This window comes from Winogradskyella poriferorum (assembly GCF_036553625.1).
Classification (GTDB): Bacteria; Bacteroidota; Bacteroidia; order Flavobacteriales; family Flavobacteriaceae; genus Winogradskyella; species Winogradskyella poriferorum.
The window spans coordinates 748,152-773,716 of record NZ_JAZHOU010000001.1; the positions used below are offsets into that span (position 1 = coordinate 748,152).

At 34.7% G+C, this 25,565-nt stretch carries 16 protein-coding genes; 12 read left to right on the plus strand and 4 right to left on the minus strand.

The window, feature by feature from the left end; all coding sequences use genetic code 11:
• The first annotated feature begins 65 nt into the window (after positions 1-65).
• From V1468_RS03460 to V1468_RS03475, 4 genes are read left to right on the plus strand one after another with little or no spacing between them, the layout of a single operon-like run.
• Positions 66-929: an aldo/keto reductase gene (locus V1468_RS03460; RefSeq protein ID WP_331808855.1), complete on the plus strand. Its 864-nt coding sequence runs from the start codon at positions 66-68 to the stop codon at positions 927-929.
• Positions 930-931: 2 nt separating this feature from the next.
• Positions 932-1,681 (plus strand): SDR family NAD(P)-dependent oxidoreductase, encoded by a 750-nt coding sequence (locus V1468_RS03465; RefSeq protein ID WP_331808856.1) that lies wholly within the window; start codon positions 932-934, stop codon positions 1,679-1,681.
• Positions 1,681-2,310, plus strand: coding sequence for an HD domain-containing protein (locus V1468_RS03470; RefSeq protein ID WP_331808857.1), 630 nt, complete (start codon positions 1,681-1,683; stop codon positions 2,308-2,310). Before V1468_RS03465 ends, V1468_RS03470 begins: the two co-directional genes overlap by 1 nt.
• A gap of 32 nt (positions 2,311-2,342) precedes the next feature.
• Positions 2,343-3,476 carry an ATP-binding protein gene (locus V1468_RS03475; RefSeq protein WP_331808858.1) on the plus strand — a complete coding sequence of 378 codons (1,134 nt, stop codon included), beginning with the start codon at positions 2,343-2,345 and terminating at the stop codon, positions 3,474-3,476.
• A 388-nt stretch (positions 3,477-3,864) separates the two neighbouring features.
• On the opposite strand, the gene V1468_RS03480 is transcribed toward V1468_RS03475, so the two are convergent.
• The 3 genes from V1468_RS03480 to amaB form a co-directional block, all read right to left on the minus strand.
• The gene (locus tag V1468_RS03480) at positions 3,865-5,058 is read right to left on the minus strand and encodes a DUF1501 domain-containing protein (RefSeq protein WP_331808859.1); all 1,194 of its coding nucleotides are present in this window, start codon (positions 5,056-5,058) and stop codon (positions 3,865-3,867) included.
• A 19-nt stretch (positions 5,059-5,077) separates the two neighbouring features.
• Positions 5,078-6,448 (minus strand): DUF1800 domain-containing protein, encoded by a 1,371-nt coding sequence (locus V1468_RS03485; protein WP_331808860.1) that lies wholly within the window; start codon positions 6,446-6,448, stop codon positions 5,078-5,080.
• 222 nt (positions 6,449-6,670) lie between these two features.
• Complete coding sequence (gene amaB, locus V1468_RS03490; protein WP_331808861.1) at positions 6,671-8,224, minus strand: L-piperidine-6-carboxylate dehydrogenase; 1,554 nt, start codon at positions 8,222-8,224, stop codon at positions 6,671-6,673.
• 122 nt (positions 8,225-8,346) lie between these two features.
• Here amaB and V1468_RS03495 point away from each other — a divergent pair, with 122 nt between their 5' ends.
• From V1468_RS03495 to V1468_RS03520, 6 genes are all read left to right on the plus strand, one after another.
• Positions 8,347-9,426: an isoaspartyl peptidase/L-asparaginase family protein gene (locus V1468_RS03495; RefSeq protein WP_331808862.1), complete on the plus strand. Its 1,080-nt coding sequence runs from the start codon at positions 8,347-8,349 to the stop codon at positions 9,424-9,426.
• Positions 9,427-9,608: 182 nt separating this feature from the next.
• Positions 9,609-15,197 (plus strand): alpha-2-macroglobulin family protein, encoded by a 5,589-nt coding sequence (locus V1468_RS03500; protein WP_331808863.1) that lies wholly within the window; start codon positions 9,609-9,611, stop codon positions 15,195-15,197.
• A gap of 327 nt (positions 15,198-15,524) precedes the next feature.
• Complete coding sequence (locus V1468_RS03505) at positions 15,525-16,376, plus strand: SH3 domain-containing protein (RefSeq protein ID WP_331808864.1); 852 nt, start codon at positions 15,525-15,527, stop codon at positions 16,374-16,376.
• Positions 16,377-16,467: 91 nt separating this feature from the next.
• A complete protein-coding gene (locus V1468_RS03510; RefSeq protein ID WP_331808865.1) occupies positions 16,468-16,815 on the plus strand; it encodes an antibiotic biosynthesis monooxygenase family protein in 348 nt (115 codons plus the stop codon).
• 156 nt (positions 16,816-16,971) lie between these two features.
• Entirely contained in the window at positions 16,972-19,320 is a 2,349-nt protein-coding gene (gene pbpC, locus V1468_RS03515; protein WP_331808866.1) for a penicillin-binding protein 1C, read from the plus strand.
• Positions 19,321-19,356: 36 nt separating this feature from the next.
• Positions 19,357-19,785, plus strand: coding sequence for a hypothetical protein (locus V1468_RS03520; protein ID WP_331808867.1), 429 nt, complete (start codon positions 19,357-19,359; stop codon positions 19,783-19,785).
• Positions 19,786-19,843: 58 nt separating this feature from the next.
• Here V1468_RS03520 and V1468_RS03525 read toward each other — a convergent pair whose 3' ends face one another.
• A complete protein-coding gene (locus tag V1468_RS03525; protein WP_331808868.1) occupies positions 19,844-20,926 on the minus strand; it encodes an endonuclease/exonuclease/phosphatase family protein in 1,083 nt (360 codons plus the stop codon).
• Positions 20,927-21,064: 138 nt separating this feature from the next.
• Here V1468_RS03525 and V1468_RS03530 point away from each other — a divergent pair, with 138 nt between their 5' ends.
• Together V1468_RS03530 and V1468_RS03535 are read left to right on the plus strand one after the other, a co-directional pair.
• Positions 21,065-23,854 carry a TonB-dependent receptor gene (locus tag V1468_RS03530; RefSeq protein WP_331808869.1) on the plus strand — a complete coding sequence of 930 codons (2,790 nt, stop codon included), beginning with the start codon at positions 21,065-21,067 and terminating at the stop codon, positions 23,852-23,854.
• A gap of 28 nt (positions 23,855-23,882) precedes the next feature.
• A complete protein-coding gene (locus V1468_RS03535) occupies positions 23,883-25,286 on the plus strand; it encodes a DUF5689 domain-containing protein (protein WP_331808870.1) in 1,404 nt (467 codons plus the stop codon).
• The last annotated feature ends 279 nt before the right edge of the window (positions 25,287-25,565 follow it).

A 25,565-nucleotide genomic window follows, 5' to 3' on the forward strand; every position in this document is an offset into this window, starting at 1 on the left:
AATTTTTAGGATTTCAGTATTTTTATACACCAATTGCAAAAAAATCTATATAACCTGAAAAAAAAGTGAAATATTCTCGATTAATTGCAGGTACAATGACCTGGGGAAGTTGGGGCAAACAACTCTCAAAAAAAGAAATGGCAGACTTAATGCACCATTGCCTTTCTAATAACATTACAACTTTTGACCACGCTGATATTTATGGCGCTTACACAACCGAAGCTGATTTTGGAAAAGCGTTTACCGATTCTGGTATAAAGCGGGAAGATATTCAGTTAATCTCAAAGTGTGGTATTCAATATTTATCAGACAACAGAAATAACAAAGTAAAGCATTACGATTACTCTAAAGACTATATCATTTGGTCTGTTGAAGAATCTTTAAAAAATCTTGAAACAGACTATTTAGACTTACTCTTGCTACATAGACCTAGTCCTTTAATGGTTGCTGAAGAAATAGCAGAAGCGATTACCATCTTAAAAAAAGACGGGAAAATTAGAGATTTTGGTGTATCAAACTTTACGCCTTCCCAAATGGAAATGGTTGGATTGCGAATGGATATTGACGTTAACCAAATTGAATTTTCGCTCACGCAACATTCAGCAATGCACGATGGCACATTAGATTATTTAAAAACATGTGGTATTAAGCCTATGGCTTGGTCTCCATTAGGTTCCGTTTTTAAAGAAGACAATGAACAAACAAGACGTATTCATAAACAACTCGGTGAGTTGAAGGACAAATACAACGCGACAGAAGACCAGTTATTATTAGCGTGGATTATGAAACATCCTGCTGGTATTCATCCTGTAGTTGGCACAACCAATAAAACAAGACTAGAGCAAGCCGTTGAAGCTTCCAAAATTGACCTAGAAGTCGAAGATTGGTTTTTAATATTAGTAGCAAGTCAAGGTCATAAAGTCCCTTAATTATGAAAAAAACAGCATTAATAACAGGCGCCACAAGTGGCATTGGTAGAGCTACTGCTCATGAGTTTGCCAAACATGGTATTAACTTAGTGCTATGTGGGCGCAGACAACAAAGATTAGATAGTATAGAAAAAGCCTTATCTAAGCAAACAGATGTCCATACCTTAAATTTTGACGTACGTGATAAGGAAAAAACGCTTGAAGCTATTGCTTCGTTACCTCCAGAATTTCAAAATATCGATATCTTAATTAACAACGCAGGTAACGCTCACGGATTAGACCCAATACAGGATGGAAGTCTTGACGATTGGGATGCCATGATGGACATTAACGTAAAAGGCTTGCTATATGTTAGCAAAGCTATAATCCCTGGAATGACAAAGCGACAATCCGGACATATCATCAATATTGGCTCATCGGCAGGAAAGGAAGTTTACCCTAAAGGCAATGTGTATTGCGGTAGCAAACATGCGGTTTTGGCCATAACAGAAGGTATGCGTATAGATCTTAATCCTTTCGGAATAAAAGTTTCTGCTGTAAACCCAGGCTTGGTAGAAACAGAATTTTCTCAGGTTAGATTTAAGGGCGGAAGTCAAGCTGATAATGTTTACAAAGGTTATAAAGCTTTACAACCCGAAGATGTAGCAGAAGTCATCTACTTCGCTGTATCCAGACCTGCTCATGTTAATATTGCAGATGTACTAATGTTTTGTACTGCACAAGCGAGTTCTACTATTGTGAAGAAGAACTAATGAAAGTAGATATCAAATCTCAATGGTTTAGTTTAGCCTCTAAATACACTAAAGATGATTTTTTAATAAATTCTCTTTGGTTAGAGATTTCGAAACATTACTCTGAAAAGAATAGATATTATCACACGCTTTCACATATTCAAAATATGCTTCTCCAAGCCAAAAGCTTTGAAGATAAAATTGTAGATTTTGACGCTTTACTTTTTGCCATTTGGTATCATGACATTGTTTATAAATCAACAAAAAAAGACAACGAAGAAAAAAGTGCACTTTTTGCCAAAAAAAGTCTAAAATCACTGAATTTTAATGAAAATCAACTTAAAAACATTCAAGATTTAATACTTTCTACAAAAAAGGATTTTCTTATTTTAGATAAAAATATGGATAATGCTTATCTTTTAGATTTTGATTTATCTATTCTTGGATCTGATTGGGATACGTATAGAAATTATACTATTCAAATTAGAAAAGAGTATAAGATCTATCCTGATTTTATGTACAAACCAGGAAGAAAAAAAGTGCTTCAGCATTTTTTAGAACGAGAAACGTTATATTTTACAAAAGCTTATCAGGTTACTCATGAAAATCGTGCAAGAGAAAATCTAAAAAAAGAATTAGAACTGCTATAAATATTGAGATTCCTGCTTTCGCAGGAAATATTATGATTAACAAACGCCTCCTCATAAAAAATCTACTGGCTCACAATGATGAGAACAGTTTTTATGACAAAAAGCGAAAAGTTGATATTAGCCACAAAGAAGGAAAAGCCAAATTTTTAAAGCATATTTGCGCACTTTCTAACAGCAACCCTAAAAACAACTCTTACATTGTTATTGGTGTTGAAGATGAGGATAACAAAATTTTGGGTACCGATTTTTTTGATGATAGTAAAATACAAAATCTCATCAACGCCTACCTCACCAATCCGCCAATAGTACAATACGAAAACATTCCCTTTCCACACTTACCAGATGACAAAGTTGTTGGCTTAGTGACTATTAGACCAATTGATAAAATCACTTCGCTACGCAAAAACATCTGGAAATATTACGGAGGCTCAGTATTCTTTAGAGATGGTAGCATGAGTATGCCTAAAGTATTTGATATTGAAATTAAAGATGTTAACTCTAAGATTGTTGCTGCTATAGAAAACCACGCACAAAACAATATTGAGCTGACATTAAATGGTGTTTTTGATTTTATGAACAAGCGCCAAGATTTTAATCCACAATACAAAGTCTTCAAAGAGTATTTTGTTCTTTGTTGGTCTGGGCAAAAAAAACATGTTAAAGACGAAGTTTTTTATTCTAGAGTAGACATAGAAATGATTAACGAACAGGTACGTTTGTTCTATTCGGCTTTAGATGAAGTTGCTATATTTTATAACGAAGATTCGTTTAAGATTGTAGAATATGTAAGGCTTGGACTTCAAAAATATTATAAGTATTATAAGCTTGAAGAGAAGATTATTCATTTCGACAATAACGCTAATTATTCTATTGAAGCTAATCTAATTTTTGAGCCTCCTCAATTTGATAAAAAAGTGTTATACCACATCTATAATACTAATAACACAATACTGGAAAAACTCGAAAAAGGGATTACTATTCCAAGTCATCAAATTCCAGATTTAAATAATTTAGCCGCAAGTTATTTAATTTGTTACCTCAACGGTTTTGAAGACGCATTACCAAAACTAGAATATGCAAAACCATATATAAAAAATTACAGTTTAGACCTATATCAGTCTTATAAAGAAACTATTAGAATTTTAAGAAAGGTAAAGTACAATTAATCTTAGTCGGATTTTTAGAATATTTTACCCTTATTTTTTGCATCTGGTCGAATCTATATAAAAGTAAATGCAGATTATACATTTTTTTCTACCATTCATCAAAAAATTAAAAAATGATAGTATTTAATACGCATCTTTGATATGCTATTAATCAATTATATAACCTTGTTTCAGCACGCTTTTTTAAGTTTAATCTGAGACAAGGTTTTTTGTTTTAGTTAGACCTTAACTAAAATTCTAAAACCTAGGCAATGACAAAGCAATTGTCTTTAATTTTACTAACTAAATGAATTGGAGATAAAGGGTTGACATTTATTTGACGCTACTTTAATGAAATAAGGTCCTTCTCGATTTACTGCGTCTAAGAAAATAATCTGAATTTTAGATTCTAAATGAAATTGAGTTTTTCAAAATCCTGATTTAATACTATTCTGTCATCAGCGTTTAGCCATTTACTTAGAACTGTAGCGTAAACGGTTCTAAAATCAATTTCATATTTTAAATCTCCATTATTATCTAGATCTTTTAAACTTGCCAAACTATTATACAAACCAGATTTTTTTAAATTTTCGCCAATAACAAAAATATTGTTTGCTGCTCCATGGTCTGTTCCGTTACTATAATTTTGTTTTACACGTCTTCCAAATTCTGAAAAAGTAAGTATTAAAGTATTTCTAAATTTATTATTCTTTCGTAAGTCCTTCACAAAAGCTTCAACAGCTTCGGCATAGTTCTTTAAAAGTTTATCTTGTCTTCCTACTTGATTAGCGTGTGTGTCAAAACCACCTAGTGAGGCATAATAAATATTAGTGTCTAAACCAGATTTAATGAACTGACCAACCACTTTTAATTGATTAGATAACGTTGATGCTTTTGGATAACTATCCGATAAATTAGAATCTAAAGCAGTCTCATACAAATACTTTGCAGAAGACTTTGCATCAATCATTGTTTGATATAAATATCCTAAGTTGTGCTCATCGTGATGACTAGGGTCATGGTAAGATAAAATAGTATTAAAATCAGATTCTTGAAGAGACCTGTAGAGTTGCTTAGCGTTTCTTGTTGCTATCCCATTTCTTCTTTCGCCTCGTAATGCTAAATCTAAATCATCATCAATTTGAATAGCATTGTATGGTTTTTTTCCGTATTTATCCAAATAACGTCCTATCCAACCAGAATCTAAAATATTACTATGGTCACTAGCTGTTTGCCAAATATCTGAGGATACAAAATGAGAACGACTTGGATTAGGATAACCTACATTATTTATAATACTGAGATAACCTTGATCATATAACTTCTTTAAAGGCAATAGATTTTTATTAAAGCCTAATTCATCATTTAACCTAATTGTGTCTCTTTGCTTTATTGCAATTTTTGGTCTGGCATTGTAATAGATGTCATTATTTACAGGGATAATTGTATTCAATCCATCGTTTCCTCCTTTTAGATGAATAACCACCAGATTACGATGCGTGTTTAAGTTTGGGACAAGATCATCAAATGCTTTTAAAAAGTTTGGCACTAATGCCATACCAGTTGCAAGGCTTGTGTTTTTTATAAAACTTCTTCTTTTCATTTTTAACAACTTTTATTATCTAACACATTTGATATTCTGGCAACGACATTAAGTTTACCAAATTTTTCCGACTAGGTCGTCTCCCAAATCTTTTGATATAGTTTGCTGTTCCTCTGTTTACTTCACATAGAATTAAAGTGTCTTTCAACATTTCTAGCGAAATCTTTTTAACGCTTTTCTTATAGGCTTTCCAATCTACATATACCGTAAGTTTTTCTTGGTATTTGTTTTTAACTGAAACAATTCTTAGATTTTTAATATTGCCTTTGTATTGATAACTATAGCTTTCCTTCTCTAGAATCATAGAAGGCAACTTTATTCTCAACATTAAGCTATTAGTTGTTATCCATGATTTTCCCCCTTTCCATCCAGCAACATTTGGTGGGTTAAGTAAAAATTGGTCCAATAGAGTTTGAAGTCTAAATAACTCTTCGTTTTTGGTGAAATATACAGGAATCATTCTCTGAATACCTACTATTAGATCAATTGGAGATTTTATCTTAGTTCCTATATTCTCTTTGTTATAAAACCAATCTGAATTGAACACATAACGCATTAGCTTTTCAATATTATATTCTCCATAAAAAACATGAACCATCTCAGCAACATGTTCTTTATTTATATTAGAATTAACGAAGTATGAATAAATTTTTTCACAGATATATTGCGCACATTGTTTTTGCTCTAATATTATATCTATGATATCATCACCATCAAAATTACCTTCTTTACCAAAAAATTGCTTAATCCCATTATCATGTCTATTTTTAATAAGCCTAAAATCACCATTAAATTTAAAATGGTAACCCGTAAAGGCTCTTGCGCATTCTTTTATATCCTTTTCTAAATAGTTGCCTTCTCCTAAGGTAAATAACTCTAAAAGTTCTCTCGCAAAATTCTCGTTTGGACTATTTTTTCTATTTTGACTTAAGTTTAAGTACTTAATCATAGAAGCCTCTTTAGAAATAGCCTTTACAAAGTCTCTAAAATTTCCTAATGCATGTGTTCTAAGTGTTGTATTATATTTTAAAATATAGTTTGTGGCCATATCTCTACAAACAAAATGGTTTGCCCAAAATAAGGTCATACGTTCACGCAATACCCTAGGTGTTTTTTCTAATCGTTTAAACCAAATAGTATTTAGAATTTTTGTTTCTTGCCTATTACGTCGTGCAAGTTCTTGACGAAACTGCGCTTCATTTTTTAGGCGTTCTTGAGGAAATACCTTTAAATAAGATAAATCCTTTTGTAAAGGAACAATATCCTTAGATTTTTGAAATAAATCGTTTACCAATGCTTCTTTACTAAATGATGCCAAGTATTGCAATTCTTTAGGCTTTAAGCCAAATCCCGCTCTCCAATATAAATGTTGAACTTCTTTGTAAGTCATATCCGTTAGACTAGAAAATATTGAAAATGTTTAATACAGACCTAAGATGCAGTCTTTTTAAAAATAACGAATGAACTTAAATGTCTGTTGTGTTTGAAGTTACAAAATATTCATAAAAAATAATGTCTTCTTTACTTATCTGAACCATTACCAGTCAAAAAGTCACAAAAGAAAAAAGCCATATCATATGATATGGCTTTTAAAGTATTTAGTTATTTATTACTACAAATCAAACTTAATTCCTTGTGCTAAAGGTAATTGGTCTGAGTAGTTTACTGTATTGGTTTGTCTACGCATGTACACTTTCCATGCGTCAGATCCTGATTCGCGTCCGCCACCAGTTTCTTTCTCACCTCCAAATGCGCCTCCAATTTCAGCACCAGAAGTTCCAATATTTACGTTGGCAATACCACAGTCGCTTCCCGCAAAGGATAAGAATTTTTCTGCTTCTTTCATTTCATTAGTCATGATTGCAGACGATAATCCTTGTGCAACTCCGTTTTGCATTTCGATTGCATTTTCTACATCGCCAGAGTATTTCATTAAATATAAAATTGGTGCAAAAGTTTCGGTTTGTACAATATCAAAATCGTTTTTAGCTTCAATAATTGCTGGTTTTACGTAGCAACCAGATTCGTAACCTTCACCTTCTAAAACTCCACCTTCAACTAGTACATTTCCGCCTTCAGCTTTTGCTTTTTCTATTGCAGATAAATACGTGTTTACTGAGTCTTTATCGATTAATGGTCCAATGTGGTTTTTCTCGTCTAACGGATTACCTATAGTTAATTGCTTGTATGCACCAACAATAGCGTCTCTTACTTTATCGTAAACAGATTCGTGAATAATTAAACGACGTGTACTTGTACAACGTTGTCCGCAAGTACCAACAGCACCAAATACTGCACCAGGCACAACTACTTTTAAATCTGCAGTAGGTGTAATGATGATGGCGTTGTTTCCTCCTAATTCTAATAAAGATTTACCAAAACGCTCGGCAACAGTTTTACCAACAATGCGTCCCATACGTGTAGATCCTGTTGCAGAGATTAACGGAATTCTATGATCTGTAGTCATAAACTCTCCTACTTTGTAATCTCCATTTATGATACAAGAAATACCTTCTGGTAAATTATTTTCTTTTAATACCTCAGCAATAATATTTTGACAAGCTACCGCACAAAGTGGTGCTTTTTCTGAAGCTTTCCACACACAAACATCTCCACAAACCCATGCTAAAGCAGTGTTCCAAGACCAAACCGCAACTGGGAAGTTAAATGCTGAAATAATACCAACAATACCCAAAGAGTGCCATTGCTCTCTCATAACGTGACCTGGTCTTTCCGATGGAATAGTTTGTCCGTTTAACTGTCTTGATAAGCCTACTGCAAAATCGCAGATGTCTATCATTTCTTGCACTTCTCCGTAACCTTCTTGTAAAGATTTACCCATTTCGTAAGACACTAACTTACCTAATGGCTCTTTAAGCTCTCTTAAACGGTTACCAAATTGTCTTACTATTTCACCTCTTTGTGGTGCTGGCATTGCTCTAAACTGTAAAAAGGCGTCTTGAGCTGTTTTTATAACTTTATCGTAGTCTTCTCTGGTTGTTGTAGAAACTTTACCAATTAACTGTCCATCTGTTGGAGAATAAGATGAAATTAACTCTCCACTTCCAAAGCTGTTTGAGCCTGTAGAAGTTCCGTCGTTAACATCTTTAACACCTAATTGATTTAGGGCTTCTTTTATTCCGAAATCGGTAGCAATTGCTTCCATATATCTCTGTTTTTTATGAATTATTGAATTTTGCTACGAAGTTACTAATAAATTATCAGTTTAGCTTGAAGTCTGAGACTTTATAACGTAACTTTAAAGCACTTACAAAATCAGCTATTATTATGAAGAATCTTCTCGTTTGCATACTTGTATTTTCACTTTGTCTTTCTTGTAAAAATGAGCGTAGCTCAAACATTAAAAATGAATCTGAAACGATAGCCACTTCTAAAATTGAAACTGCAGAGTTTGCCATTATTATTCATGGTGGTGCAGGCACAATTCTGAAAAAGAATATGACTCCTGAAAAAGAAGCGGCTTACAAAGCAAAACTCGAAGAAGCCATAAGAGTTGGCTATAATATTCTGAAAAATGGTGGAAGTAGTCTTGATGCCGTTGAAAAAACCATTAACGTGTTAGAAGATTCACCATTGTTTAATGCAGGAAAAGGTGCTGTCTTTACCAATGCCGAAACTAACGAACTCGATGCCTCAATAATGGATGGAAAAACCTTAAATGCTGGTGCTTCTGCAGGCACTACAACAGTTAGGAACCCAATTAATTTAGCAAGAGCTATTATGGAAAAGTCCAAACACGTGATGCTATCAGGAAAAGGTGCCGAAATCTTTGCCGAAGAACAAGGTCTGACGCTAGTTAATCCTTCTTATTTTTATACCGAAAGCCGATTAGAATCCCTAAAACGAGTTAAAGAGCGTGAAGCGCAAAAAACTAATAAAATAGATACAGAATCTGCTTATCTCGATTTCTATGATGCTGACATTAAAGATTCAAAATTTGGAACTGTTGGTTGTGCAGCACTCGACAAAAACGGAAACCTAGCTGCTGGCACTTCAACTGGTGGCATGACCAACAAACGTTATGGTAGAATTGGCGATGCACCAATTATTGGCTCTGGTACTTATGCCAATAACGCAACCTGTGCTGTATCCAGTACTGGTTGGGGAGAATACTTCATAAGAGCACAAGTTGCTCACGATATTTCAGCGTTGATAGAATACAAAGGCTTAAGCCTTAAAGATGCTGCTAAAATTGTTCTCGATAAAGTAAAAACACTTGGTGGCGATGGAGGAATTGTAGCTGTTGACAAAAATGGAACAATGGTAGCCGATTTTAATACAGCTGGTATGTACAGAGCCACAATGAATGACAAAGGAGAATTGACGATTAGGATATATGAGCAATAGTTTATGGCAGTTCTCGATACGATTTCAACGAGTTAAAATCATTCAAAGTGACATTTTTTTAACATTTAAGAACATTTTAACAAACACCCAAAGTCTAAATATTAAAAAACTGGCGTACTTATTTAACAAGAATGCACCTACCCTTCTTTTTACTGAAGTTTTATTTAATACCATCATCAACTATGCGCATCAAAAAGCACCTTGCCTTCCTAGCTCTAATCCTAATCGTTATTTCTTGTAAAAAGAAGCCTATCGAAACCGATAACATTTTCAAATTTCGTGATTATATAAGCTACACAACTTCTGATCGTGTATCTATAGCTGACCCAATAAAAATTAATTTAGCCGAAGAAGTTAATGGCTGGGAAGCAGAGCAAAGTATTGATGCCAAAATCGTAAAAACACATCCTTATGTTCAAGGTTCTTTAAAAGCATTAAACAAGCATACGCTTGTATTTACACCAGACGAAAACCTAGAGCCAGACACCGAATATACGGTAACGGTAAACTTAGCTGACATCTACAAAAACATTCCTAAAGACTTTGAATATTACACTTTTCAGTTTAAAACTATAAGACCAAGTTTTAATCTTATGACCAACAATCTGCAATCATATAGCAAGGAATGGCAATATGTTTTAGGAACGCTACAATCGGCTGATGTTATTACTCTAGAGGATGCTAAAAAATTGGTAGAAGCTTCTCAAAATAAAAAAGACCTCAACATTGTATGGTTAGAAAGCAACGACACATCTCGTTATTTCGAATTTAAAATCGATAGCATTAAGCGCGAGATTGAAGACAGCAAAGTCCTTGTCTCTTGGGATGGGAAAGCCATTAACGCAGATAATAAAGGGGAAAATTACCTCAACATTCCAGGTAAAAACAACTTTACCATTATAGAAACTAATGTGATTCAAAATCCTGAGCAACATCTAACGATTAACTTTTCAGACCCATTACAAAAGCAACAGAATTTTGCTGGCACGGTAACGCTTCAAAATGTAAAAAACCCAAAATACATCGTCGACGGCAATGTGCTAAAAGTGTATCCAGACACTAAATTGGTTGGTAACATTAAAGTTGATGTGTTCACAGGAATTAAAAATACAGACGGTTTCAAACTCAAAAATCAGTATACCCAAACCTTAACATTTGAAGAATTAAAACCTCAGGTGCGCTTAGTAAGCAGTGGTTCTATTCTTCCAAATTCAAAAGACTTAAAATTCAATTTTGAAGCGGTTAATTTGAGCAAAGTGGATGTGAGAATCATCAAACTTTTTGAAGATAATGTCCTTCAATTTTTACAAGACAATAACCTCAACAGCGATAACAGTTACGCGATTAGAAATGTTGGTCGTCGCATTGCTAAAGAGACTATAACACTTATTCAAAATCCATCTCAAAATACAGGAAAATGGAAAGCCTACAGCATCGATTTATCCAAATATTTACAAGCAGATGCTGGTGCTATTTATCGTGTAGAAATCGATTTCAAAAAAGACTATTCACTATATGATTGTTCGTCAAACTCTGAAACTTCAGACGTTGATGAAGACGATTATTACGATGACTATTACGACGACTATTATGAGGATGATGTTTATGCTTCTGAAGACATTTCTGAAGAAGAGCAAGACTTAAGAGAAGAGCGTTATTGGGACAATCTTACTTATAGCTATAAGAACAGAAACTACAACTATCGCGAAAGAAATAATCCGTGTACAGAATCGTATTTCAACTATGGCAATAAAGGCATTGCTGCCAATCTAATTGGCTCTAACCTTGGTGTTATTGCTAAGCAAGGTAACGATAACAATTACTTTTTTGCAGTGACCAATATTTTGGACACCAACCCAGAACGTGGCACAAAAATCACATTATACAATTATCAACAACAGCCTTTAGCGGACGGTATAACCAATCAAGATGGTATTGTAGAAATAGATGCTAAGAAACGTGCAGCTTTTGCGGTTGCTGAAAAAGGCAATAATGTGAGTTACGTAAAACTGTTTGATGGCAACTCGCTTTCGCTAAGTAAATTCGATGTATCTGGAAGCAGATTGCAACGTGGTCTTAAAGGCTACATTTATGGCGAACGTGGTGTTTGGCGACCTGGCGATAGTCTGTTTTTAACCTTTATGCTAAATAACAAAGCGAACAAATTACCGAAACGCCATCCTGTAAAATTAGAAATCACAGACCCAGTTGGTAAGTTGGTATATCGCAAAGTTTCGGTGGATAATATCAATAATTTTTATGATTTTAAAGTACCGACTTCGGCAGATTACAAAACCGGAAATTACAATGCTAAAGTTTCGGTTGGTGGTGCCAATTTTACCAAAAGTTTGAAGATTGAAACGGTAAAACCGAACCGTTTAAAAATAAAAATAGATTTTAAAGACAAGGTGTTAACCAACAACAAACCGCTTCAAGGCGATTTGAATGTGGCTTGGCTTCACGGTGCACCTGCAAAAAATTTAAAAGCTGAAATTAAGGCGAAATTCACAACAAAATACACCAGTTTTGATGGTTATAAGAATTATGAATTCAACGACCCAACACGCAATTTCAGTACGGAAGAAACTAATGTGTTTGAAGGCTATCTTGATGCTGAAGGTAATGCAAAAGTCAACTCAACATTAAACATTGGGAAAAATGCACCTGGAATGTTAAACGCACAATTCCTGGTCCGTGCTTTTGAAAATGGTGGCGATTTTTCACTTGATGCATTTACAGTTCCTTATGCACCTTACGAAAGTTTTGTTGGTCTGCGTTCGCCTGAAGGTAATCGTTATGGTTCTTTCTTTACAGATGAAAACCACACGTTTGATATCGCTACTGTTGATGCCAACGGAAAACCTATTCAGCGCAAAAAACTAGAAGTGAAAATCTATAAAGTTCAATGGCGTTGGTGGTGGAATTCTTCTTATGATAACCTATCGAGCTACGTGTCCAGCAATTACCACAGACCAATGCAGCAGTATGAAATTGACACAGATGTTTCAGGTAAAGCGAGCTTCAAAATCAATATTCCTGAAAAAGACCGTGGACGTTACCTCATTAGAATTGTGGATCCTGAAAGTGGTCACGCTACTGGTCGTACTGCCTATTTCTATAAAAATTGGTGGTCTAACTCGCCATCTGGTGACAAGGATGCTGCTAAAATGTTGGTCTTTTCAACAGATAAGGACAACTATAATGTTGGCGAAACGGCAAAATTAACCTTTCCATCTGGTAGTGAAGGTAGAGCCTTAATCAGTATAGAAAATGGTACGGAAGTTTTAAAACACCAATGGGTAAAAACGCAACCTGGCGAGACTACAGTTGATATTCCTGTAACGCCAGAAATGGCACCAAACGTGTTTATCAATATTTCGTTGTTACAGCCTCACGCTATAACATCTAACGATTTACCGATTCGTTTGTATGGTGTAATTCCTATGATGGTAGAAAATCCTGCCACCAAATTAGAACCACAAATTAAGATGCCAGATGTTATTAGACCTGAGCAATCTTACGAGATAAAAGTGTCTGAAAAGAACAACAAACCAATGACTTACACTATTGCTGTTGTTGAAGAAGGTTTACTCGATTTAACCCGATTTAAAACACCAAATGCTTGGGATAGTTTTTACGCTCGTGAAGCCTTAGGTGTAAAAACTTGGGATGTTTTTGACGATGTTATTGGCGCGTATTCTGGCAGTATAGACCAAGTGTTTGCCATTGGTGGTGATGGTTCTGCAGTCAAAGGCAAAAACAAAAAAGCCAATCGATTTAAACCAGTAGTGACGTATTTAGGTCCTTTCCTTTTAGATGAAGGAAAAACACAAACGCACCAACTAAAAATGCCAAATTATATTGGAGCTGTGCGCACAATGGTTGTGGCAGGAAATAATAACAAAGAAGCCTACGGAAGTGCTGAAAAATCAGTTCAAGTTAAAAAGCCTTTGATGGTCTTAGCAACCTTACCACGCAAATTGAGTCCTGGCGAAAAAGTAACGCTTCCTGTTACTGTTTTTGCAATGGAAAACAAAGTAAAGAACGTCAACCTATCCTTAAAATTAAGTGAAGGTATTACGGTAAAAGGTCAGCAAACACAGTCACTTCAATTTGATAGACCAGATGAAAAAATGGTGTATTTTGAATTGGATGTTTCCAAAGCAAAAGGTATCAATACGATTGAAGTTATCGCTTCAGGAAATGGTGAAAAATCGAACTACAAAGTAGAGATTGATGTTGAAAATCCTAATCCAATGACCTCTCGTGTTATTGATAAGGAATTGGCTGCCAATGGAAACCAAACCATTGATTTTTCAACCTTTGGCGAACCAGGCACTAACTATGCAACGGTAGAATTTTCAACCTTGCCACCAATGGATTTCTCTAAGCGTATGGCATATCTCATTCGTTATCCTTATGGTTGTGTTGAACAAACTACATCTAGTGTATTTCCGCAGTTGTACTTAGCAGATATTTTCGACCTAACGGACAAAAAGAAAAAGGAAGTACAGCAAAATATTGAAAATGGCATTCGTCGTTTAGGCACATTCCAAAATCCTGATGGTGGATTAGGCTATTGGCGAGGCGAACGCACAGCAAGTGATTGGGGAACGAGTTACGCAGGACATTTTATGATTGAAGCCGAAAAGAAAGGCTTTGTTTTACCATTGAGTTTTAAGAGCAACTGGATTGCCTATCAACGCCAAGCGGCTCGCAACTGGCGACCAAGTTACAGACATTACCATAGTGACTTAACGCAAGCCTACAGATTGTACACCTTAGCATTGGCAGGAAGTCCAGATTTAGCAAGTATGAACCGATTACGTGAGTTTGATGAAATTTCTAATGATGCCAAATGGCGATTGGCTGCAGCTTATGCCTTGGCAGGACAAAAGGAAGCAAGCCAAGCAATAGCAAAAACTGCAAATATCGATTTTCAACCTATCAATTCTGATAATTACACTTATGGTTCATTACACAGAAACAGAGCAATGGCTTTGGAAGCTATGCTGCTTACCAACGATTCTAAAAAAGTAGAATTGGCTAAAAGCATTGCAAAATCGTTATCTAGTGACAGATGGATGAGCACACAAACCACAGCCTACAGCTTATTGGCAATGGGCAAACTTATTGTTGAAAATGGTGGGAAAGATTTAAAACTAAGTTATTCCATCAACGGAAAATCGGAAACCATTGATACTAAAAATGGTATTGCACAACATAACATTCCTGTGAATGATGGTGATAATCAAATTACAATCAATAACAGCAGAGACAATGTAGTTTATGTTAGAATTTTAAATTCAGGAAAACTGAAATTAGGCGAAGAACTTCCTGTTCAGCGTGGTTTTTCAATTTCAACAGTTTATAAAGATTTACAAGGCAATAAAATTGATGTGACCAAATTACAGCAAGGTCAGGATTTTGTAGCAACGGTAAGTATTTCTAACCTCACGAGTGATTATGTAAATGATGTGGCGCTGACTCAGATTTTCCCATCAGGTTGGGATATCGTCAACACACGCTTTACAGATTTTGGCGACACAACGGTAAGCCAAGCCAGATATACTGACATTAGAGACGACCGTGTAAACTTCTTCTTTGATATGGACAGAAGCGGCACACGTGGTACAAAGACCTTTACAGTAATGCTCAACGCTTCGTATTTAGGCACCTATTATTTACCAGGTGCACAAGCCGAAGCGATGTACGATAATGATGATTATTTAGTACGTAACAAAGGGCAATGGGTTACTGTTGAGAAGTAAAATTCCTGCAAAAGCAGGAATCTCATAAAAGTAACGTCAGTTCGAGTGATTCTGACCAAAAGTCAGAATTGTATCGAGAACAAATAGAAGTAAAAAAAGGTTTCTTTTTCTCGATACTAATTTCAACCTATAAATAGCTTGAAATTCACTCGAAATGACGAAACTTAAAAAGACTGAATTAATTTAAAATAGATTCTGAATCAACACTTCGACAAGCTCAGTGTGACAGTTCAGAATGACAAAAACAAAGCTAAACTACTTGTCGTCCGGAAGACAAGCATCCTAGAACGTAAACCGCTAAAACGTTAAACTTGAAAACAAGTAATTATGAAAAATTTAAAAATGATTTTAGCGATTGGATTTGTATTCAACATCCTAGTAGTAACAGCGCAACAAAGCGCTTATGTATCGGCAGAAAGCGGATTGTCTCTGAGAGATCAGCCTGACGTTAGCGGCAAAATGCTAACGAAATTAGCCTATGGCGAAGCCATTGGTGTGTTAGAAAAAACGAATAAACAGTTGGTCGTTCTCGATGCTGGCGAAAAGGTAAGTGGCGAATGGGTTAAGGTGGAAACCAGAAACCATATTGGCTATGTATTTGATGGCTATTTATCATCAGAAAAAATTGCCAAAACCATTCGTTTGAAATTAAAAGATTTAAATGTTGAAATTAAAAATCTAGCGACGAGTGATTACAAGCGTTCGCACGATTTAAACAATAGCGAAACGGCAACGATCAATGTTGACGCAGACGCAACACCTGAAGGAAAAAACATTGTACTAGTAGATAGCGACTATAAGCACGTAAGCTTGTTTCAACGCTATGAAAACAGTTTCTCATTTATGAGTGCAGATTCAAAATGCAACACTAACGAGTGGACACAATTTGACACCGAATGGAAGCCATTAAAGCAATTGAATTCTAATACTTATGAGACTTTGACATACACTGAAAAAGATTGGATTACTTTTATTGAAACAGCAACGAAAGATTTAAAAGATGATGTAGTAGATAAATGTGGTGAAGATTGGTTGAATTATGTAAAAACCATTGATAACGTTAAAGATTTTCCTGTGAGTGTGTCGACAAATCGTGTGTTTATCAAAATGATTTTAACCGATTTTGAAGATAACGTAACAGAAAAAATCATTGAGTTTGAAATGCCAAAAGGCTCTTGAAATGTAAGTTTGTCAATTTGAGTGCAGTCTGAAAATCTTGAAATTATATGAGGTTTCGACTGCGCTCAACCTGACAAAAAATTAAATACTAATGAAGGACAAAATTCCCTACTACGCAGTCATATTCACATCAACTCAAACCGATGACATTGAAGGTTATTCAGAAATGGCTGAGAAAATGGAAACTCTAGCCAAACAACAAGAAGGTTTTATTGGAATTGAAAGTGCTCGCAACACTTCGACTGCGCTCAGTGCAGGCACTGGAATAACTGTAAGTTACTGGGAAAGTTTAGACGCCATAAAAAACTGGAAAGCCAACACAGAGCATTTATTCGCACAACAAAAAGGTCGCGAGCAATGGTATAATTGGTACAATGTAAAAATTTGTAAAGTCGAACGTGAGTACCAATTCCTGCGAAAGCAGGAATCTCAAGAATAAAATAACAAATTGTCATTACGAGGAATGAGACACGAATAAGAGCCTGTACTGAGCGTGTCACGCTGAGCTTGTCGAAGTGCAGTCGAAGTATGGTAATCTCACACACAAGAAACAGATTGCTTCGCTACGCTCGCAATGACGAATTATTAAAATAAATTGAAAATCATAAACTACATAAAACGCCACAAAATAAAGTCAGCTATCCTAGCTGTACTTCTTGTAGTTTATTATTTCTCATTACCAAAAAACCTCTTTAAAGACCCAACAGCTACTGTAATTACCAGCAATAATAATGAATTGTTAGGTGCTAAAATTGCAGATGACGGCCAATGGCGATTTCCTGAAACCGATAGTGTTCCAGAAAAATTTAAAACCTGTCTTTTACTTTTTGAAGACGAATATTTCTACAAACATCCTGGTTTTAATCCAATCTCAATATTTAAAGCTTTAAAACAAAATATAAGCTCTGGCTCTGTAAAACGAGGTGGAAGCACACTGACGCAACAAGTGATTCGCTTATCTCGAAAAGGACAATCTAGAACCTATATCGAAAAGCTGAAAGAACTTATTCTTGCAACACGATTAGAATTCAGACATTCTAAGGACGACATTTTAAAACTGTATGCAAGTCACGCACCATTTGGTGGTAACGTGGTTGGAATTGACGCAGCAGCTTGGCGCTACTTTAATAGAGAAGCTTCTAATTTATCTTGGGCAGAAAGTGCTACGCTTGCGGTTTTACCCAATGCACCAAGTCTTATTTATCCAGGAAAAAACCAACAACGATTACTTGATAAACGCAATCGCTTATTAAAAAAGTTGTTAGATAATGGCACTATCGATGAACTCACTTACAAGCTTTCCATAGCTGAAACTTTACCACAAAAACCGTATCCTTTACCTCAAATTGCACCGCATTTATTACAAAAAGTAGCCAAACATAACAAAGGGAAACGTTTAAAAACAACGGTTGATATTGCATTGCAAACACAAGCTAACCATATTGTAAAGCAACATTACAATAGCTTAAAACAAAATGAGATTTATAACATTTCGGTATTGGTTTTAGACGTTAAAACCAGAAAAGTCTTGACTTATATTGGCAATTCGCCAACAGATAATGCACATCAAAAAAGTGTGGATATTATTGACAAACCCAGAAGCACAGGCAGTATTTTAAAACCATTTTTGTATGCTGCTATGCTCGATGCTGGCGATTTGTTACCTCATACTTTGGTCGCTGATGTGCCAACACAATTTGGCAGTTATCAACCCGAAAATTACGACAAGTCTTATGATGGTGCAGTACACGCCAACGAAGCTTTATCACGCTCATTGAATGTACCTGCCGTAAGAATGCTTCAAGATTTTGGGTTAGATCGTTTTTATCATTATTTGAAGCAATTAAAGTTGAAAGATTTAAGGTACAATGCTAATCATTATGGCTTGTCTTTAGCACTCGGTGGTGCCGAAAGTAACCTCTGGGATTTGTGCAAAAGTTATGCTGCAATGGCTTCGACTTTGAATCATTTTAATGACAATTCCAGCAAATATTTTACTAACGAATTTGTTGAACCTGTTTATAATTTTAAATCTGAAGTCGACTTCGGAAAACTGGTCTCTGAAAAGTCGGTTTTTGATGCTGCCTCTATCTATCTCACGTTTGAAAGTATGAAACAAGTGAACAGACCTGAAAGTGATGAGAGTTGGGAATTTTACGATTCTTCTCAAGACATTGCCTGGAAAACAGGCACCAGTTTTGGGTTTAGAGATGCTTGGGCTATTGGCACCACCAAAGATTATGTAGTTGGTGTTTGGGTTGGTAATGCTGATGGCGAAGGCCGTCCTGGTTTGGTTGGTGTACAAACGGCTGCGCCAATTTTGTTTGATGTTTTTGATATTCTACCAAAAAGCGAATGGTTTGCAAAGCCTTATGACGAAATGATTGAAGTGAGCATTTGCAAAAAAAGTGGTTACAGAGCTTCAACAGTTTGTGATGGTGTGGAATCTAGATTTATTCAAAATGCTGGACAAAAAACAGCACCTTGTCCGTTTCATAAATTGGTGCATTTGGATGCTTCTGAGCAGTTTCAAGTAAATTCTTCTTGTAAGGATGTTTCAAACTTAAAAACAACATCTTGGTTTGTTTTGCCACCACTTCAGGAATATTATTTCAAAACTAAAAATCCGTTTTACAAACCCTTACCACCTTTTAGAAATGATTGTGTAGAGACTTCAGCAATTCATATGGAATTTATTTATCCTAATCAGCAAAACACTATTTTCTTACCCAAAGATTTTGATGGTAATACTAACGATTTAATCTTGAAAGTGGCACATTCTAAACCCGAGTTAACGCTATATTGGTACATAGATGACGCTTTTATTGGCCAAACCAAAGATATACACGATATAGCCGTTTTACCTCTGCAAGGCGACCATACCATAACTGTGGTTGATGAACTTGGAAATGAAATAAAACATCGTATAACTGTCGCAAATTAAAGTGGTTTCTTATTTTTGTACTCTAAAAATCACATAATGGAGAAGACAGTACAATTTATACATTCTGGTTGGGCATATATTGTTTTACTAGTTTTAATCATAGCAACGTTTAATGCTTTAATAAAGTTTTTTAGCGGTAAAGAGTATAGTCCTGTAGACTTTAGATTTTCGTTATTTGCTTTAATTACAATGCATATTCAGCTATTGATTGGAATTATTCTGTGGTTTACAAAAGGTTATTTTGACGAAATGAGCGTTGGAGAAGTGATGAAAAATGATGCTGTTAGAAAATTAGCTGTAGAGCATCCTGTTACCATGTTAATTGCTGTAGCATTGGTAACTATTGGTTACTCAAAGCATAAAAAGAAATTAGTTTCTAAACCTAAATTCAAATTAATTGCTATTTTCTATACCATAGCGTTAGCTTTAGTTTTATATATGATTCCTTGGAATCAGTGGTTCTAAAAAATAAAAAGGCGCAAATTAAGATTTGCGCCTTTTTTATAACTATTAAGTTTCAGAATTAATCTTCCGATTTTTCATCTTCGTCTTTTACTTCTTTAACCAAGTAAACGTACACTGGAAAGTGATCACTAAAACCGTCTGTAAAACTACCATCAGAGAAACTTCTAAATGGATATCCTTTATACCTTCCGCGTTTATTAGTTAAATAGTTCTTGTTAAAAATACCTGCTTTATACAACCTAAACGAATCGTAATCTTGCTCAAGGAAAGGTTGAGTTAATAATATTTGATCGAACAAACTCCAAGCATCTCTGTATCCTGTTGTTCCTAAACCTTGCTTTTTAAATTGATTTTCAAAAGGGTTATAAATCCCTTTTAAACCTACCTTCTTCTTTTTTGCTTCAGCTTTTAATCCTTCTTTTAAACTTGCATTATTTGGGTTATCATTTAAATCTCCCATAGTAATGATTTTTGCATAAGGATCTATAGATTGAAGTGAATCTATAATACGTTTGTTTAATTTTGCTGCAGCCACACGTTTTGGTCTACTTCTAGCTTCGCCACCTCTTCTTGAAGGCCAGTGATTAACGATGATATGAATAAGCTCTCCATCTAATTTTCCACTTACTAACAGCTGATCTCTAGTGTAAACACGCTTTCTTGTATCGTCATCATAAATCTTCAACTCAAAGCTGCTTGTATCAATTGGTTTAAAAAGTGATTTTTGATATAATAGCGCTACATCAATCCCTCTGGCATCAGGTGAATCGTAATGTATAATTCCGTAATCTTTATCTAATAATTGAGGGTCATTTACCAAATCTACAAGAACTTGTCTGTTTTCAATTTCTGAAACTCCAATAATAGCAGGACTATTATTTGTATCCTCCTTACCTATATCAGCTACTACCTTGGCCATATTTTTAACCTTCGCTATATACACTTCAGCTCTATTAGCTTCGTGCATCTCCATAATTGGACTAGCCTCATCGTATTTTAAAGGATCATTAATAGTATCGAATAAGTTTTCGAGGTTGTAAAATGCCACTGTATGAATCTTATATTTCTTCTTTTCTTGTGCATTTACATTGGCAAACACTATTGTTAATAAAAATAAAATACTGAGTTTTAATGTTTTCATTTAATGTATGTTATGTTATCATTAATTACTTTGCAATTCTTGGGCCAAAAGTATATATTTATTATAAAAGATGTACATTTGCACGCCTTAAATAACTTTTATTTAATGTAAGAAATATTATTAACTCTAAAATCAATTATGAAAAAAAGTCTAATTATTTTATTGTTTGGATTGTTTTCTTCTTTTACATTGGTGGCACAAAGCACAATGATTAAAGGTAGTGTAAAGGATGCAACTTCTTTAGAACCAATTCCAGATGTAACAATAACAATTGAAGAAACCCAGCAGTCTACAATGACAAACGGTTTGGGTGAATTTACTTTTTCTAGCAACGTTCCATTGGGTGAACAAGTATTAAGAATTTCTAAACCTGGATATGTTACAAAACGTTACCCTATTATAGTGAATGAAGGGCAAACGGTTAACATTACAGACATGACTTTGGAAGCAGAATTAGCAAGTGGTAATGACCTATTTACCATTACTTTATCTGACGATGAATTAAATGACGATACTAGTGGTGCTGACAACATTTCTGGATTATTATCTTCTTCTATGGATATTTTTCAAAGAACTGCCGCTTTCGAATTTAGTTCTTCTTTCTTTAGAATGAGAGGTTTAGACTCAGACAATGGTTCTGTTTTAATTAACGGAATTGAAATGAATAAAGTATACAACGGTAGACCTCAATGGAGTAACTGGGGAGGTTTAAATGACGTTGTAAGAAATCAGGTTTTAACTGCTGGTTTAACACCTTCAGAATATAATTTTGGTGGTGTATTAGGTACAACAAATATTATCGCTAGAGCTTCTAGCTATAGAAAAGGTGGTAGAGTAACATATTCTTCGTCTAATAGAAGTTACACTAATAGAGTAATGGCTAGTTACGCATCTGGATTATTAGATGGTGGTTGGTCTTATGCGTTTATGGCAAGTAGAAGATGGGGAAATGAAGGTTACCAAGATGCTACTTTATATGATGCAAATTCTTTCTTTGCAACTGTAGAGAAAAAGATTAATGATAAGCACAGTCTTAACTTTACAAGTATATATGCTCCTAACAGAAGAGGTAAATCTTCTCCTAACACTCAAGAAGTATATGACTTAAAAGGCATTAAGTATAACGAATATTGGGGCTACTTAGATGGTGAAAAGAAAAACTCTCGTATTAAGGAAACTGAAGAACCAATATTAATGCTTAACCATTATTGGGATATTAACAGCAAAACATCTCTTAATACAAACGTAGCATATCAATGGGGAAAACTAGGTAATAGTCGTTTAGACTTTCCTGGTGGTGCTAACCCAAGCCCAGCTTATTACCAAAAGTTACCTAGCTATTTCTTAGCTGATGATGATGGCCCAGATTACGAAAACGCTTATATCGCTGAGCAAGAATTTATAAATGATGGCCAGATAGATTGGAACAGAATTATTGATGCCAACCTTACAAATAATGTAGATGGTAGCTATGCTGCTTATGCTTTATATGAAGATCGTTCTGACGATTCTCAAGTAACAGTAAACACTATTTTAAATACTGAACTTACCGATAATATTATTTTAAATGCTTCTGTAAACTACAAGAGTTTAAAATCTGAAAACTTTGCAGAGATTATCGATTTATTGGGTAGCAACACAGGTGTTTTAAATGTAGATTCTTTTGATGGTTTTCAATTTGATCTTAACAATCCTGACCAAGTTGCTTTTGAAGGTGATAAATTTAGATACAACTACAACCTTCATGCAGATATTATTTCTGGATATGCTCAAGGTGTATTCAAATACAACAAAGTAGATTTTTATTTAGCTGGTAGTATTACAAAAACAGACTACTACAGAGAGGGTATTTACAGAAATGAAGCAAATGCAAATAATTCTTTTGGAAAAGGTGGTGAAGTAGATTTCACAGGCTTTGGTGCTAAAGCAGGTTTTACTTATAAAATTTCTGGTAAGCACTTAATTGATGTAAACGGAGGATATATTACAAGAGCTCCTTCTTTACGTAACACATACGCTAACGCAAGAGCAAATCATGATGTTGTTGGTGTAGTTAATGGAGTTAATATTACTGGTCAAGAGATTACAGAAGAAAAAATAACATCATTTGATGCTAGTTACATCTTTAGATCACCTATCGTAAACGCACGATTAACTGGTTTCTATACTAAAACAGAAGACGCCAATGAAATTTCTTTCTATTATGCAGATGGTATTGGTGGTTTCTTTGATGAGCAAGGTAATGTACAAACAAACAACCTAGTTTCTGAGGTTTTACAAGGGGTTGATAAAAGACACATAGGAGCAGAATTTGGTATTGAGGCACAAGTAACACCTACAATAAAATTAAAAGGTGCTGCATCTTACGGACAATATACTTACGACAACAATCCTAACTTATACATTTCGGCAAATGACCAAGCTGCATTTTACGGAGAATCTAAATTAAAAGACTACAAAGTAGCTGGTGGTCCTCAAAAAGCTTACTCAGTAGGTTTTGAATATAGAGACCCTGACTATTGGTGGTTTGGTGCTACAGCAAACTTTTTTGATGAAACTTACGTAGATGTAAGTCCATTGTTAAGAACATCTAGCTTTTACACTGAGCCAACAGACGGATTACCGATGAATGATTACAATCCTGAAATTGCAAGAGAGCTTTTAAAGCAAGAAGAATTCGGAAACTACATGGTAGTAAACCTTATAGGTGGTAAATCATGGAAAATAGATGATTATTTTGTAGGGTTCTTTGCTAGTGTAGGAAACATATTAGATAAACAATACAGAACTGGTGGATTTGAACAAGGTCGTAACGCAAATTACAGAGAGTTACTTGAAGACACTTCAAACCCTAAGCGTCGTTTTGGACCTAAATACTGGTATGGACGTGGCGCAAATTACTTTTTAAATGTATATTTTAGATTCTAAAAAAACTATGAAAAATAAATTTCAAACTATGAAAACAACAAAATTATTAACACTATTACTTGCCATTTTTGCAAGTATTGCAATTACATCTTGTGTTGAAGATGACGATTATAGTATTCCTAACAGCTTAGGAAATGAAGAGAACGCTGGTTTAGAACAAATTATGGCTGATTTAGATGCAGGTACTTTAACTGAAATTTCAATTGCAGACTTAAAAGCACTTTACCAAGCATATGAAGATGGACAAAGTGGTTTTGATTACGACCACTTTATTCAGATTCCTGACAATTTGGTTGTAAAAGGTTATGTAACTTCATCTGATGCTACAGGTAATTTTTACAAAGAATTCTATATGCAAGATGCCCCTGAAAATCCAACAGCGGCAATAGGTGTTCTTTTAAACCAAGTAGACTCTTACAACCAATTTAATGTTGGTCGTGAGGTTTATATTAAATTAAAAGACATGTATGTTGGTTACAATGCTAACGAAATTATCTCTGTAGGTGGTAAGTCTGATGAAGATGAAGTTGGACAATTTACAGCAAATCAAATCCCTACTAAAATTTTTAGATCTGAAGTAACGGAAACTATCGTTCCATTACAAGTTAATCTTTCTGAGATTAACGAAAGTCATGTTGGATTTTTTGTAACAGTAAATGATGTTCAATTCCCAGAAGATTTAGAAGGTAGCTCTTATGGAGACCCAACGGAAGATTTTGATACAAGAAGAACACTTCAATCTTGTGAAGGATTTGGATATTCTAACTTCTTATTAGAAACAAGTTCTTTTGCTAATTTCTATAACACACCTTTACCAACACAAGGTGGAACAATTTCTGCTGTTGTTTTAAAATCTTTTGGTGGTGATGATTTAGTACTTTTACTTAATGAACTTGGTGATGTTGAGTTTAACAGTGCTCGTTGTATGCCTTTAGACATTAATGATTTTACAGTAGTTTTTGAAGATGGGTTTGATGGTGGTTTAAGCCAATGGACAACTTTTAATGTTACTGGAGCACAAGTTTGGGGAACAACTAATTTTGGTAACCCAGCACCAAGTGCTTACATGAATGGTTACTCTGGTGGTGCTCAAGAAAATGAAGATTGGTTAATTTCTGAAGCTATTGATTTATCTGGAGTAACTAACACTTTCTTTTTCTTTGAAACTGATAAGCGTTACGACGGAAACGATTTAGAGGTATATATGTCTACAGACTATTCTGGTGGAGATCCAAACTCTAACGGTACATGGACCATGCTAGATGCAACTATGGATCCTAATGCTAATAGCTGGAATACTTGGACAAACTCAGGAAGTATTGATGTTTCTAGTGCTGATGGACAGATGTTATACATTGCTTTTAAATACACTTCTACTTCATCTGCAGCTGCAACTTTTGAATTAGATAATGTTACTGTATTAGGTTTATAATACATCTATAACAACAATTTTTACAAAACCTGCTTAATGGCAGGTTTTGTTTTTTTAAACACCGTATGTTAGACAACTATTACATATCTATTTTAAATCACTACAAAAAGCGTTTTGGAAAACGTAGCTTAACGATAGCGCTATTTTACATAAATATACTAGAGCTTTCTATATTAATGGCTGTAGGTGCTTTCTTTATGGCCTTTGCTACTCAGATGAAGATAAACTCTATCTCATTAAACAAATTTTGGATATTATTTAGCTTAACTTCTCTTTTTG